At 33.2% G+C, this 14,958-nt stretch carries 13 protein-coding genes; 5 read left to right on the plus strand and 8 right to left on the minus strand.

Translation table 11 applies throughout. The features are described from left to right. Positions 1 to 54 precede the first annotated feature (54 nt). From V1503_RS02150 to V1503_RS02160, 3 genes are all read left to right on the plus strand, one after another. A complete protein-coding gene (locus V1503_RS02150; protein WP_410624460.1) occupies positions 55 to 279 on the plus strand; it encodes a hypothetical protein in 225 nt (74 codons plus the stop codon). 1 nt (position 280) lies between these two features. After that, on the plus strand, positions 281 to 520 hold the full coding sequence (locus V1503_RS02155) for a hypothetical protein (protein ID WP_410624462.1): 240 nt from the start codon (positions 281 to 283) through the stop codon (positions 518 to 520). Between the two features lie 185 nt (positions 521 to 705). After that, positions 706 to 876, plus strand: coding sequence for a DUF8096 family protein (locus V1503_RS02160; protein WP_214484047.1), 171 nt, complete (start codon positions 706 to 708; stop codon positions 874 to 876). A gap of 381 nt (positions 877 to 1,257) precedes the next feature. Here V1503_RS02160 and V1503_RS02165 read toward each other — a convergent pair whose 3' ends face one another. Further along, positions 1,258 to 1,935, minus strand: a complete 678-nt coding sequence (locus V1503_RS02165) for an RNA polymerase sigma factor (RefSeq protein WP_410624464.1) — start codon at positions 1,933 to 1,935, stop codon at positions 1,258 to 1,260. 90 nt (positions 1,936 to 2,025) lie between these two features. Between V1503_RS02165 and V1503_RS02170 the strand changes: the two genes are divergently transcribed. Then, a complete protein-coding gene (locus V1503_RS02170; RefSeq protein WP_410624466.1) occupies positions 2,026 to 2,460 on the plus strand; it encodes a VOC family protein in 435 nt (144 codons plus the stop codon). Between the two features lie 927 nt (positions 2,461 to 3,387). On the opposite strand, the gene V1503_RS02175 is transcribed toward V1503_RS02170, so the two are convergent. The 7 genes from V1503_RS02175 to V1503_RS02205 all read right to left on the minus strand — a co-directional run bounded on the left by V1503_RS02175 (position 3,388) and on the right by V1503_RS02205 (position 12,469). Beyond that, complete coding sequence (locus V1503_RS02175) at positions 3,388 to 3,825, minus strand: NUDIX hydrolase (RefSeq protein WP_410624468.1); 438 nt, start codon at positions 3,823 to 3,825, stop codon at positions 3,388 to 3,390. Between the two features lie 327 nt (positions 3,826 to 4,152). After that, positions 4,153 to 5,436 (minus strand): histidine--tRNA ligase, encoded by a 1,284-nt coding sequence (locus V1503_RS02180; protein WP_410624470.1) that lies wholly within the window; start codon positions 5,434 to 5,436, stop codon positions 4,153 to 4,155. Between the two features lie 958 nt (positions 5,437 to 6,394). Next, positions 6,395 to 6,814 carry an NUDIX hydrolase gene (locus V1503_RS02185; RefSeq protein ID WP_410624472.1) on the minus strand — a complete coding sequence of 140 codons (420 nt, stop codon included), beginning with the start codon at positions 6,812 to 6,814 and terminating at the stop codon, positions 6,395 to 6,397. A 175-nt stretch (positions 6,815 to 6,989) separates the two neighbouring features. Further along, entirely contained in the window at positions 6,990 to 9,143 is a 2,154-nt protein-coding gene (locus V1503_RS02190) for a peptidoglycan D,D-transpeptidase FtsI family protein (RefSeq protein WP_410624474.1), read from the minus strand. Between the two features lie 789 nt (positions 9,144 to 9,932). After that, entirely contained in the window at positions 9,933 to 10,682 is a 750-nt protein-coding gene (locus V1503_RS02195; protein WP_410624476.1) for a class I SAM-dependent methyltransferase, read from the minus strand. A gap of 364 nt (positions 10,683 to 11,046) precedes the next feature. Continuing rightward, positions 11,047 to 11,958 (minus strand): hypothetical protein, encoded by a 912-nt coding sequence (locus tag V1503_RS02200; protein WP_410624478.1) that lies wholly within the window; start codon positions 11,956 to 11,958, stop codon positions 11,047 to 11,049. Further along, positions 11,942 to 12,469: an RNA polymerase sigma factor gene (locus V1503_RS02205; protein ID WP_410624480.1), complete on the minus strand. Its 528-nt coding sequence runs from the start codon at positions 12,467 to 12,469 to the stop codon at positions 11,942 to 11,944. Before V1503_RS02205 ends, V1503_RS02200 begins: the two co-directional genes overlap by 17 nt. Positions 12,470 to 13,640: 1,171 nt before the next feature. On the opposite strand from V1503_RS02205, the gene V1503_RS02210 reads away from it, so the two are divergent. Beyond that, complete coding sequence (locus tag V1503_RS02210; protein WP_410624482.1) at positions 13,641 to 14,756, plus strand: HD domain-containing protein; 1,116 nt, start codon at positions 13,641 to 13,643, stop codon at positions 14,754 to 14,756. Positions 14,757 to 14,958: the final 202 nt, after the last annotated feature.

Consider the following 14,958-nt stretch of genomic DNA (forward strand, 5'->3'; position numbering starts at 1 on the left):
TTAATACGTTATAACGAAAAATATTATATAAGTTAAATAGAAAGGATATAAAAAATGAAAAAACTAATGTATACTCCTATCATTTTTTTCGTACTAATTACAGCTGCATGTTCTAATAATGAAGTGATTGAAAGTGAGCCACCAATTGCACTAATTGAGATAAATAATAAACAGTATGAAACAATACTAGGGAGTTACTGTTGGAAAACTTCAAAAAGTTCAAACATTTGCGTTGATACAGCTGGGCCAGTGGAAATGGGAAGGAGAAACACCTATTGAAGTGAGGTCAGGTGAAGTAGTAAAGCTTGTCATGCATTATGAACCAAAGCCTACCAAAATCCATGTAACGCAAATTGAAGGTGTTAAAACTTCTGATGTTATCGTAGAAAACAACACCTTTTTTGCACCAATGGACAAGGGAATTTATTATTATAGCTACGGTGTATGGTGGATGGATAAGGAAAATACAAATGTATCTGATGGTGATGCTCTTTATAATTTCGTGTTAGAAGTGAAGTAGACGATATATTCAGTAGTCTTCTATCGAATAATATTACTTCAAATGGTTATTTTCATTGTAAGAGTACCTAAACGAAAATATTTGTTATAAGCTTTTTACTACTTATCCTAGACATAGTCATATTTAAATCTGTGTGTAGTTTTGATAAAATGTATTTATAAAATATAATTGATTGAGGTAATGAAATGACAGATCATACAGAGATAGATTTAAATATAGTATACGATTACAAGAAATACCCTGACAAAGTAAGTGGTCGTTGCGATAATTGTAACTCATCCATTTTTAAAAGCTCTGCAAAGGACTATGTTTTTATACGTGAATGTACGAATTGTGGAATGAAAAAAAGTATCTAGCCCAGAGGCTGGGACAAAAGTATTTTAACTAAATAGAAACCGAACAATGGTTGTAGTTCTAGTTACGCCGCTCCTGAAATATACTCCGCTTTCCGCGGGAAGCTGGCAAGCCTCCTCGTGCTACGCTCTGCGGGGTCTAGCCGTTGCTTTTCATCCCGCAGGAGTCTACGTATATTTCATCCGCTAAGTTATTACTTTGTTCGGAATTTTAGTTAAACACTTAAGTTATGTCCCAGCCTCTTTCGTTTTGTCCAAAGTAAGATTTGATGAAATAACGATTTACCCTGTCCTCACTAATTTCTATAGCTAAATTTATATGGTAAGATCTAACCAAAATTAATTACAATGACTATACTAAATAACATCCATGACTTTTTACATTCACATAACCCACATTCTCCTACTCGAATCATGACAAGATAGAAACTCGAGTATATTTCCATCAGGATCTACCACATGACATACAGACTGACTACTATTTCTCCTTACTTTAAAGTTACGGGCTTCAAGTAATCTGTAATAAAAAAATATTTTGGTAGCATTGGCCTCTTTTATTGCACTAGAAAGCCCAACAATGATTTGATGGTTTTGAACATTAACATCTGCATTAGATTTTGGAGATGATTTAAGTCTCTTTCTTGACCGATGTAATGCTGTTTTTATAGATTCATTACTTGTGCGAAGCATTGAGCTTAGTTCTTTTACCGTATAACCAAATACGTCTTTAAGAGTTACGAGCATAGCTTGTTTTAATGGTAAAGATACGAGTAATGATTCAATCAAGTTATCGTATTCTAAAAAATCATTCGTCTGATTATGAATCTCTTCATTGAAATAAAATAAGTCTCTTTTTTTTCTTTTTTCATCTATAAAAAGGTTTTTAGCCACAGTATAAAGAAAAGGGTATGTAATTTCTCGGTTAGGTTCTGAGTCTCTCAGCCTATAAACCTTTAATAAAGTCTCTTGAACAAGGTCTTCTGCCACCCATGTTGAGCCTGTTAATTTCAAACAGTATTTATATAGTTTTGTGATTGTTAATGCTAAATTGTCAAATACCATCTAAAACCCCCTCAAAAAAAATAAAATTATTGTAACCTTTTTACCATTATAAACGTTATACTTAGGAATTTATATAAAAGGAGTGATTTGATGATGCAAGTTGGAAGTATATTTATCCCTGTAACTAGCATTAAGGAAGCGACAAAGTGGTATGAAAAGAATTTAGGCGTTAAGAAAATTGATGGATGGGAAGATGGGGCTGGTTTTTATTTTCCAAACAGTTCAACTCAATTGGCCCTTGTTCAAGTTGAAGCTCCACAACCAACTGAATTTATCATTAAAGGGAAGAAGAAAAATGTCTATTTTAATTTTGTAGTTGAAGATATTAATTCAGTATTTGACCACCTTCATAGTAATGGTGTTATAACTACAGATATTGAAGATTATGGGGGAATGAAAGGTTTTGAGTTCTTTGATTTAGATAATAATACATTTAGTATTGTTAGTGAAAGTATTGACTCACCTTTTCATATTGAAAACGTTAAAAAGGTTCAGAAGATGAACAAAAAGACATTAGAAAGTTAATAAAGTGTCCAACAATCAAAAAAACGCTCAATAGGAGCGTTTTTTTGATTAAAACAGCGTTATTTCCATACCTCTTCTACTTGGATAATGATCTACTCGTAGCTTAGTAGGTCAGCAGACATCATTTATCACCTTATGACTCCTTAGTCTTTTCTCGTCAAACTGAATCTTACCCCTGGAATGCCATTCTATATCTCTATTTTTATATGTATTAAATATGACATCCAAATCATAATGACGATTATCATTTCCCCGTTACAACTAGTCCATGAGTTTTTAGAACAACTTTTTCTTTCGAAAATCTAATAACAACTGTTTAAGTTCAACATTTCCACAAATTATTAACCTCTCCATTTATAATTTCAATGTTTGGATTAGATTATGATTCTTTAAATATAGGAAGGATATACATCTTTATCAGAAATTTGTTTCCATGGGTAAACACACGGAAATTCAATATTATATTTACTAAATCAAAGACTGCGTTCACATTATAATAAACCTCATGCCCGTTCGTTTTCAGTTTACATGTATTCACATTCTTATTTAACAGGAAATGTGTTTAAAAGTCCCAATTATGTACTTCTTAATCATGTTTTTGATCGACCTTTGGCAAGAGAAAACATTCCGTCTTAAGAATGACATCTAAACAATCTTTCGGTCGTATTTAAAAATGGCGCATCAGTTTATACTTAAATCATCAAAAAACAAAGGGTGATGACCTTGTTAAAAAAATGGTTTAAACGCCATGGAAAACATGGATCTACAATAGATATATATAAAGAAATTGAACGAAGGAAGCTAGAGATAATGCTCAAAAATCATGCTTTTCGATTATATTTAGGGGTTAGATAGAGAGGATAATAAAAAGCATACAACTTCTATTTCCATTTCCTCTTCACCTTTTTCCAATCAATTAACATATATTTAGTCCTTATGACTGACTCTACCTCTAAGAAAATAAGGGGCTGATGATTTACTTTTAATCAACCCCTTTTCGTTTGTAATATGTACATATTGCTCTGCTTTCGACGATTCCATCCAGGTGATTTCTTCAATCTCTTCAGGCAATGATATGCCCATTTCTCCGCCAGTTATTTTTCCTCTAAAAGTAAAAAAAACAGCGTGGTTACCACTTTCTTCAAAGAATGCTTCACTTATAGAAAATATACCGTCTAATTCTACGACAAACCCTGTTTCTTCTCTAACTTCACGGATAGCAGCATCTTGTAGGGTTTCTTCCTGTTCTACTGCCCCTCCTGGTAAAGTATAGTAAGAGGTCTTTTCGCCCTTATTTTTAACCAGCAAAACTTGTTCGTCATTCTCATCAAAGATGAGTACGTATGCAACGTCTACTCTTTTCACCGCTCGTCTTTCCCCCTTAAGAAATAGTAGTATCATTGAATGGTATAAAGCTATTTTTTCTTGAGGAGATCTCCTTACACAACATCCACCAGATTAGAATCTGTTCGTGTAGACCTTACCAATGGAAAATATATATAATTATACCGTTACTTACCCATTTTAATCATATTCTTACATATTTACCTTGTCAAACTTCGACTTATTTTCAAAAGCGGTCACTGTCACATATAATTATGCTGTAATCTTGTCATGGTTGTAACAAAATATACCCATCGTATACCGGTCATTCACTGTTTATATGGTTGAACCATTGATAATATAAGCAGTTTAACTATTAAATTGAAAAGCTTCGAACTTCTCTTCTCCTGAAGACATATTTTTTATTATTAGTTGATTTTTCTTCACTTCATCTTCTCCGACAATAATTACATAAGGTATTTTCTCTTTGTTTGCCTTATCAAGAGCCTTTCCTAATCTTTTGTTACTCATTTCCAATTCAACCTTATAGCCTTGATTCCTTAAATAGTTGGCTACTAACAAGCATTCTCTCTCAGTGTTTATTGGTACTAAATAATAATCTAGATCCGTCTTGTCAATTAGTTTCTTAGACTGACTCATAGCTGTATATATGACATCTAAACCAAAGGAAATTCCGACTGTCGAATATTTTTCATTCGTTCCAATAAGTCCACCAATTGCATTGTCATATCTCCCACCACTCCCGATGCTTGATTTCAGTGATAAATCTGACAAAAAAACTTCATAGATCGTACCTGTGTATATTTCTAACCCTCTTGCTAAAAATGGGTTAAATTCACATCGTTCACTGACATCAAGTAATTCCAAATAATTATCTAGCTCTTGTAAATCATCAAGTCCTTGTTTTACTCGTTCATTTTGTTCAGCGAATGATTGATAGTAACTGTAGCTTGTATGATTGTTAGCAGTGATAAATTGTTTGATGGATTTAATCGTTAACTTCGACAGTCCTATTTCATCAAGCTCATTTATTACATTGTCTAAGCCAACCTTTTCAAGCTTATCTAATATCATCACAACTTTATTAATCTTTTTATCCTCTGTTTGAAATACTTCCAATATGCCAGTTAATAATTTTCTATTGTTATATTGGATAATGATATCTAAATCGAGTTGGCGGAAGGCATCCAATGCCATGATTAATAATTCAGCTTCAGCTAATTGTGATTCTACTCCAACAATATCAACATCACACTGCGTAAATTCTCTAAGTCTACCTGTTTTTATAGGTCCATCTCTGAATACTTTACCAATTTCATATCTTTTCAAAGGCATCCTCAAGGTCGGATTCAACGCAACTACTTTGGCAAAGGGGATCGTGAGGTCATATCTTAAAGCCAAATCTCTTGCTCCTCTGTCAGATAATGCATACATTTCTTCTAATATTTCAGCTCCACCCCCATATTTTGAAGCAAGTAATTCCGTATAATTTAAAATAGGTGTCTCTAGTGGTTTGCATCCGTATTTGATAAATACATCTTCTAACGTTCTTTTAATATCTCTTCTTATTATCTCAGCACTTGGTAAGTAATCTTTCGTTCCTTTGACATTTTGATAAGCCATTTTTTTCATTTTTTCTTCCTCCATAATTAAAGTAAGCAGTTTTCGTATTAAGAAACACATACACAACTAGAGTTCGTGACATCTGTTCTTCTCAACAGACTATAAAAATCATATCATTCACATCAGTTGCTCAAATTTATAGAACAAAAGCAACATAGTCTCCGAAAAGAACCTAAATAAAAAAATCGCATCTGAGATAAGTTGTTAACTTAGTCAAATGCGATTTAATAAGAAATAGCCATCCTATGTACGATTTTTTGGATCGTATAGCACAGCTAATTGTTATGATGATGAAATTGTTCGAATGAAATAAAACTTATACAATAGGTCATGTTTATCACCTCTAATTTCCAGTTACTATATCATACTTCATTAGCAGTATCAATGTATTATTTCTTAATTTTTCGATTTTTTACCACATTAAACTGCGACTCGTATGTATTAGCCTTCGTCGTGTTTTCCCAATAATCATATCTGTATTTTTAGAAAATAAGTCATTATCATTCATAACGTTTCCGTAATTCCCAATTTAGTTATAAGTCTTTTAATGGCATATAGCGCGATTATACACAATTCTAATAGACTCCCAAGCTGACAGGCAATAAACAATTCTCCATATAATCATGTTAATGCTTGTTGAGGATAATTCTCTCCTACGTTCTCCCCAGAAAATAAAGTGTGAATCATGATATTGTCCTAGCCATTACAAGCCTTCTTCGTTCGTTAAAAACTTTATTTGTTACACTTAAGGATTATTTAATCAGTAGTATATATATCTGCAAATTTTAATAAAGTGACATACCATAATAAATCATGCCTTTTGAATTACTTAGTGAAAAATTAATACCTCAGCAGTACATTCATTAAAGTTATATAACGCCGGTGTGTCGATTTCCGATCGCTAAAACAATGTTAAATAACAAATGTTCCACATATAGCTTAAGTTAGGGATGCATAGATGCAATGTTCAATCAAAGACAAGCTTTAAATAATCACCATGTCCTCTAATAAGTTCAACCTCATTTTCTGAAGAAATCCAGAAAAAATGGAACGTTAGTCCTTCTTCCTCCTCTCCGCCTGTTGGCTCGTAGTCCCATTCATTTGATGCAGTCGTTACAGAAACTTTATAAAAAAACCGATGATGTATAGCACCGTCATCATTTTCCCATAAGTCTTCCGCAATTAAATATTCAATAAGAAAATCTTTCAGCCCAGTCTCTTCTTCAATTTCTCTTATTACAGCATGATAAGTACTTTCATGAGGTTTAACTGTGCCTTTTGGTATTTGTATTCCTGCTGCAGATATTGGATGTTGAAAGACTAAAACTTGTGTTTTTCCTTCTTTCATTCTAGTAACATACCCATAAGCTTTTTTTATCGGGGTCAATATCGGAATCCTCCCATATAAAAGGTTGTTTGTTTTCTCAATGTAGTTATACATAATACAGAAAAAGAAAATTATAGTAGACTAGTGCAAACTATCTAAGAATGACAATCTTTCAAATTAATATGAGGAGCTAATTTATAGATATTTCCTAAATTTAGCCCCTCTCTCTCAATCACTACTCATTTTCTTCTTCACTTGTGGGATCGGTTAATTCAGACTCAGCCTCATCGATAACTTCTTGTTCCGTACCATTGGCTCTGTTTTGCTTTAAATTGAAGTATTCATCTAAAATTCTCTCGCCTATGTTTAAATTGATGGAGGTTTTACTATTCCCATAGTCTGCAGTAGGAGCGACAACCGAAAATGCAACCTCTGGATTGTCATAAGGTGCATAGCCAATAAGAGTTAAATTATGAGCATAAGCTACATTTTCCGACTTATCCACATCTACTTGAGCGGTTCCTGTTTTCCCAGCTGGTTTATAGGGTTTGTCTCCAAAAGAACCTACAGCAGTACCTCCAGATTCTTGCATTACTTGACGAAACCCCTCCTGCACTTGTTCAATATACTCTTTTTTCATATCAACTCTATTTAAGATTTCAGGTTTAAATTCCTTTAAAATTGGACCAAGTCCATTTTGACCATCAGATGGTTGATGAATATCCTTGACAATTTGTGGTTTCACCCTGTAACCACCATTAGCAATAGTAGATACATATTGTGCTAGCTGGAGTGGTGTATACGTGTCATATTGCCCAATAGATAGATCCAATAATAAACCTGGGAGTGTATCTGTTCCAGCAAAGCCAGTTTGTTCACCAGGTAAATCAATCCCTGTTTTTACCCCTAGACCAAATTGACTAAAATAATAACGAAACGTGTCAAAAGCAGCTGTATTTATATACAATGGTTTTCCATAAGCATAATTACCTTCACCTACCCCAATTGCTGTATGAAACATGTAGACATTAGAAGATTTTTTAAGCGCATCAAGGTCGTTTACAGGACCTAACACTTTATATGATCCTTTTGGTAAACCATTAATATTCAATGGACTATCAATAAAGGTAGTACCTGGTTTAATTGTATTTGTTTCAAAGCCTGTTAACACTGTCGCGCCTTTTACTGTTGAACCCATCGCATACGACAACTGAAAAGTTCCCCTAGCAAAATCCAAAAATTCCACTTCACCTTGATCATTTTTCACATATTGCTTCCCAGCTAATGATAGTACTTCACCAGTAGTAGGGTTCATCATAACGACAAAGGCACGGTCTAAAAATGCAGACCCCGATTTGCTTTTTGCAGTTACTAATTCCTCTTCAATAATTTTTTCAATTGCAATTTGCAAATCCATATCAATAGAAAGAACAAGATCTTTACCATTCGCACCTTCTGTAATAACTTCCTGATTAAGGGGATTACCTGCCTTGTCTGTTATATTTTTAACCTTCTCTTTTTGACCATGTAGAACATCTTCGTATTGCTTCTCAATATAGCTTTTACCTACACGGTCATTACGACTATATTCCTTAGCGACATAATAGGTAGCTACTTCAGAAGGTAACCCTTCCTTGGATGATGTAATATTTCCTAATACTGTTCGAAAGGTATCACCGTACGGATATTCACGCACCCAATCTGTCGTCGTATCTACTCCTGGCAATTGTGATAAATGCTCACTTACAACTGCATATTCCTCTTCAGAAACTTCATCATTCTTATTTTCACTGTTACTTTTTACAATTTGTGGTGTGAGTGCATAACCACTAAATTCACGATAAATTGCAAGCACTTCAAGCTCCTGTCCTGTAATGATGGCAAGCTCCTCTTCTGTAATTCTATTAAGCTGAAGCTTGTATATATCTGTTGCTTCAAGACCACCATCATCTAGTTTCTTTAATTCTGCATCTGTTACTTTTTCCAAAGCTTCTTCAGGATGAGTTAACATCCAAAAGTCTTTTTTATCACGCTCAGTAACATCTTTAGTATCTTTGTCAATGAAAATTGCTAGATCTCTCGCAACCTTAAGACGCTCCTCAGCAGTTGTACCTTGATAGCCAGTATATGTGATTGCGTTTAACGGTAAATTGTCTACAATGACTTTACCGTTCCTATCATATATTTTCCCTCTTGGAACGGATGCACTTACCGTCACCTCTTCTTTTTTTTCAATTTCACGTCGATAATCTTCCCCATATACAATCTGAGTAAGTCCAAGCTTTAAAATCAATATTGAAAATAGTAAAAAGACGATAAAAAATAACACATTCAACCGAAATGGGAGATGGTTCCTTTTCTTCTTATTGTTTTTCTGTTTCTTTTTCATCCATGCACCTACTATAATTATTTTTCTATTATTATCAAGTTGTTATAGCATATTCAACTATACAAACAGACCATAGCGTTGAATTAACTTATGACTTTTAAATTCAATTTCTTTTCCTTTATTGCCTATGCTGTCCTAAGAGGAGGGACATGATTTAGTTTGAACTCCAGTGTCACCCACTCTCTTAAAATCGTGTACCTTTCACTATTAAATTTGTAAAATAACCAACTCTGAATCGAAAAGTAAATTATTTTCTTAATACTCACCCTTTTATAGAAAACTTCTTATATATGTTTGACGAATGATGTGATGTATAAGTTGCACAATTACGTATAAAAAAATACTATAATAGTAAAATTTTGATAAGTTATCATTTTGAACTGACATAGTTTGAAAGAATAGTGTAAGAATGAAAAATGGATTGGCAGAATTCGTGCAAAAGACTTATAGGAGGTTATAGAAGCTGATCTTATAAAATATGAACTACATTATTCAAATAACATAATAGGGCCTATCATAACGACCGATTGCATAATTTAATCCCAATATGTAATTTATAAAAAGACATATTGGGATTTATCATCCTAGAATCAAGTTCATATACTTATTAAATGCTCACAGTGAATTGTCTCCATATTCTGTTAAGGTTTGTAAGTTTGTACCCTTTGCTTAATAGGGGGATTCACTCATAAGCAATGATTTTTCTATATATTATAAGCTTCTCATAAGCAATTGGCAGTATAATTTATCACATCATGAATGCCTGTATAGTTATAAAACTCTATTCTATTATTTAGTTGCTATTATGAGATATCGTTTAGAGTTTGAACAAATTCCTTTATTAGTATTGTTTTGTTCTATGAAGCCCTTCAATATGTCTAAGTCTTGTTTTTCCTCTCCAAATCTAGGAATAATAGGTGTATGCTTTAACAGAAAAATAAGGTCTTCTGGCCTTTCGTAATAAACAAGAGCATTTTCATCGAAGGTTTGGACATTTGAAAAACCTGCTTTGATTAATTCTTGTACATATGTTTCTTGTAATGTTCCATCCTTTTCTCCAAACGATTGTCCGCGACCAAATGCTGTTTTTAAATTTAGTTTGTCGCCTTCACTGACTTGTTGAGTTAAAAAAATTCCGCCTTTCTTTAATACCTTTGAAATTTCCTTTGCATTAAATGGGGCATGGCAGCATGAAACGATATCAAAAAACTCTGCAGGAAATTGTAAATTATCCGATGGTAATTGACAAAATCGTACATTTGAAACATTTGATTTCGCAAGATTTGCTTGAGCTGTTTCCATCATTCCACTAGATATATCTACTCCAACCAAGAAATTTGCTGAACGAGCAATGTTCAACACATTTTCTCCGCCACCTGTACCAATATCAAGCAATACATCAGAAGATTTGCACCTTTTCACTACTTCATCATAAAAATGCCATTTTACCCCTACTGAAGTGGACTTCAATTTACTAAAATCCCAACCATTTACTTTTCCAACTTTATCATAAAAATCTTTATATTCTAATTCATTCATTTTTATATATCCACCTTTCAAATATAAAAAACCAAGACTCATAGACTTTCTTAAAATACAGTCCAGTGCCTTGGCTTTAAAAAGTATGTTAATGACTCTCGACACTGTTCAAAGATTTCGTTTTCGACAAAAGGGCAGACTTCACCCTTGATGGCTGGTACGCGTTTTTGCCCAGCCCGAAAACTAATTACTTCGAACAATACGATAAGACATTTCATTCACCCCGTTTGAAAGATTATATTTATTATAATTGAAACAGACATTTTATAAAAGGTATATTTTAATATATTTTCCAATTGTACAGCATTAAATCTAACTATGCTAATTTATTTTCATTAACAACAAACTTTAGTAACTTATATAGCTACTCGTCTTGATCATGATAAACAAACTCATATGCTATTTCTTTGCTATCTAAAGTGATTGATAATTCTGTTTCAAATCTTTCTTGAACAAATGTATAAGTAAGCCCCTTAACAGATCGCAACTCCCAGCCTCCAAGTCCATTAACAATTTTATCTACGTAGTCAAAATATACTCTATTCGAAGCATTTGCCCAGTAATAATGTTCTTTCTCACGGGAAATGGAAATCGGCTCTAATCCAGCAGGATACAACAAGTCATCATAGCCGTGTGTGACATAGAGCTGTTCATTATGAACATATGGTTCCTTCCCTTTAAGTTCCAAAGTGGACATTGCGTGAAAAATTTCAGCATATTCAAGCTTTGGGTAATCAAATGTAATGTGAACCCAATTCCCATCCGTAAATTCAACAAAGAAGTGATATCGTAACGCAGCATCCATCGTCTTAGCATGTTCAATATACATAGTCATTGGATAAGGAAAATTCTCAAGCGTTTCTTCCACAAACATTGGTAATGAATGAACTAACTCTTGTTTCTCCTCTTCAGTTACTTCTGTCACCGTACCTACTTCAACTGGATCATCTTTCCTATAAAGAAGAATATCGTCACCAGTTTTCTCGGGATAGACATCAGTTAACATCCAGCTGAGCTGATTATACTCAAATGATTCTTCATATGCCGTTCGTGGCTGTGCACTTTCTTCTAGAATCAGCCATAAAAAACTTCCACAAATCATTAGTAGGATTGCAGCAGCGATGAAATTTTTTAATAGCAATGCCCGTCTTGGCGTGTGAACAACCTGGTGATCTTGAATAGATTTCAAAAGCCTTGTTCTCATCTTATCTTTTTGATTTTTCGTTGGTCCAATTTGTTGGAGCAGCTTCCATTGGTCGTCAAAATGTTTGTTCAATACGGCCGCCTCCTTCTTCGATTCCTTTCATTTTTTTAAGTAATTGCAATGCTCTTGACAATGTTTTACGTACTTTTGCTTCGGACCAGCCAAGACTTTCTGCAATTTCTCTTGTTGAACACTCCTCCACTTTCTTTAATATAATTACTAGTCGATAATTTGGTTTTATTTTTTGAATAGACTCCATTAATTGCATGACCGCTTCTTTATTTTCAATATACTGTTCGATATTAATAGGTGAAGGAATTTCTTTAACTACCGAAACAAGTCTTCTTCTCTTTCTTTTGCGAATTTCATCAATTACCAAATGCTTGGCAATGCTGAACAACCATGTTTTTATATTCGAGCGGTTGCCAAATTTGTCATATGAAATATACGCACGCACGAATGTGTCATGAACTAGATCTTCACAGCATTGTTTATCACCAAGCATAAAGAGAATAAAGCGGTACACGTCGTCATAATATTTTTCGTACCAATCCATTACAAGTTGCTGCTTATCTTCGTTCAATCCCATCATCACCTTCTTTTCCTGTTTTATATTTAATCAGTCGTTTGAAAGTTCATTTTGTGACACCTGTAAACAAATTTTTTAAATAAAGTTTATTCAATTTTTACTCATACCTTCAGATAAACTAATTTTACTATATTCATCTTCTGAAATATTTTAATAAAAGCAACGTAGATTAATAGCTAAGACTTTACAAATTTATACAGTCGAAATACTAGTATTGGAAGGTAGTGACTTCACAAACTTGCCCATACATCATTAGAAACTAACAATACTAGATTTAACGATTAGGGTTTGATTTGCGAATTTTTATGATCTTATAGGTTGATATTTCTATTCATACATTATACAAATGGTCAACGTTTTTTCTTAGAAAAGCTATGGATTATCCTTCTGTAATAACGGAAGGGTTCATATCTACCTTCAACTTACTAGTGTTTTTATTGACATTTTATTCTTCATTGGTTGTGTGTTTTTCTTAATTGGTGTCTTATTTATACAATACGCTGAATTTTTAGCACGTGGCAAGGGTACGATGGAATTAGATTGATTATCAATACACCCGTGTATAGCTGGCTCTTTAATTGACGATCTTAAACACTATGAGTTCATTCCTTCTGCTGTGAACTCATAGTGTAGTTAGTATAGTGTAATTTCTGATACATTAAGCATCATTAGCTCAGAATGAGTCAATGTAAATAATCCCCTAAACAAAACTTTATGCGACCTCCGTAATACAATTAATCTAGTACAATGATACCGATATTACAATGAAAGGACATTTCTCTAAATTCTTGACATATTAAAAATGTGATACCCTAGAAGCTCAAAATGCATCATTCTCAAGCTCACAACCTCATGTCTTGTTGATGTTTACTAACAGCCCATAAGCGCACTACTTCCTCTATTATTTTCCTTAGCATACTTTTTATTATTTTTTCAAATAAACCACTGAAAGCGAGTTTATATGTGATCGTTTCCTTAAATGAAAAAATGCTATGAATTCTACTTTGTAAGGATTTAACAATAAATAAGAAAACAGCCTGTAATAAGATATACCTACAAATTAACAAATAATATTTTATGTTAATTTTTTTGTTCATCTTGGTATAATGTTATTGCCATAGCATTGGAGAATCAAATAGTTACAGTTTAAACTCAGGAGGTAGAAATGATAGTCAATGATCCCATTTATAAGACAATCCAAATTGAAGATGATGACTTGATAGAAATAGTTAAAACGAAAGCATTTCAAAGGTTATCTCTCATTAAACAGCAAGGTAATACATTTTTTCTACATAACGAAGCAATTCATACTAGGTTTGAGCATTCCCTAGGAATCTATGAATTGCTGAAGCGAGTTATCTCTAGCCTAAGTGCACGGGGAGACATTTCTCTTACTCAGTATGAAAAAAAACTTGCTAAAGTTGCAGCATTTTTACATGATATCGGGCATGGTCCCTTTTCACATTGCTTCCAACTCATATCAGGTCATGATCATGGAGAAGTAACGCTTCGAATCATTAGTGAAAACGCAGAAATCAGAAATATATTAGACCGAACCCCAAACTTACTGAACGATGTTTTACATATATTAAGAGGTGGTAGTAAGTACAAAATCCTTGAAGAAATTCTATTTGGTTCACTATCACTCGATCAGCTTGATTTTTGGAATAGAGATTTGTATTATTCTCACTTACACATTAATCCTTATGACATTGATATTTTAATTGATTCCCTTCGGTTGAAAGGAAATACTTTAATGATTGATGTCTCCGCAGTTCCTCAAATAGAACGAATGATAAGCATGAAGGAGAGTTTATACAAGTATGGCTTCGGTCATCCTTTTGTTGTTGGTAAGGATCTGCTTATACAAGAAATTTTTAAAACAGTTGTACGTGAAGACATTCATCTTCAATCACAATCGCTCTCAAACGTGTTGAAATCTGAAATACTACAAATAGAAGATTTTCTTACTCTGCACGATAAAATGCTTGTGGATGAAGTTTTCATATTAAGTCATGTAAAAGAACATGAGCAATTGAGTAAGTTAGCCACACTATATTTATCATCAACTGACAGTGTAAAATATGATGAATCCTATATGGATATGTCTTCTTCTACTGGGATTGTTATTAAAGAAAACAGAAATTATTGTTCATATACTGGGGAGATTTATGTTAGTAATGGTGAAGAAATTGTTGATATTTTACAAGTTTCTAAGCATATACAAAATATAACTGAAATACCAGCAAAATATCGTGTCTATTCATTAAATGACTCTTAATCAATATGTAAGTTGTTTTAGATGTTCATAATTAAATTTGAACAAAATAGCCTCAATTATCATTCTCAATTTATTTTACTAGAGGAAAAGCAATCATTCCACCTAGAATGGTAGCTAGTAAAAAAGAGAATGTAGACAATATAAACCTTTGTAGGGGTCGTATATTAGAGAAACGCTCTGAAATCTCGTCATATAAACTTAA

Origin of the sequence: Nanhaiella sioensis (assembly GCF_046557775.1) — a bacterium.
Lineage (GTDB): Bacteria > Bacillota > Bacilli > Bacillales > SM2101 > Nanhaiella > Nanhaiella sioensis.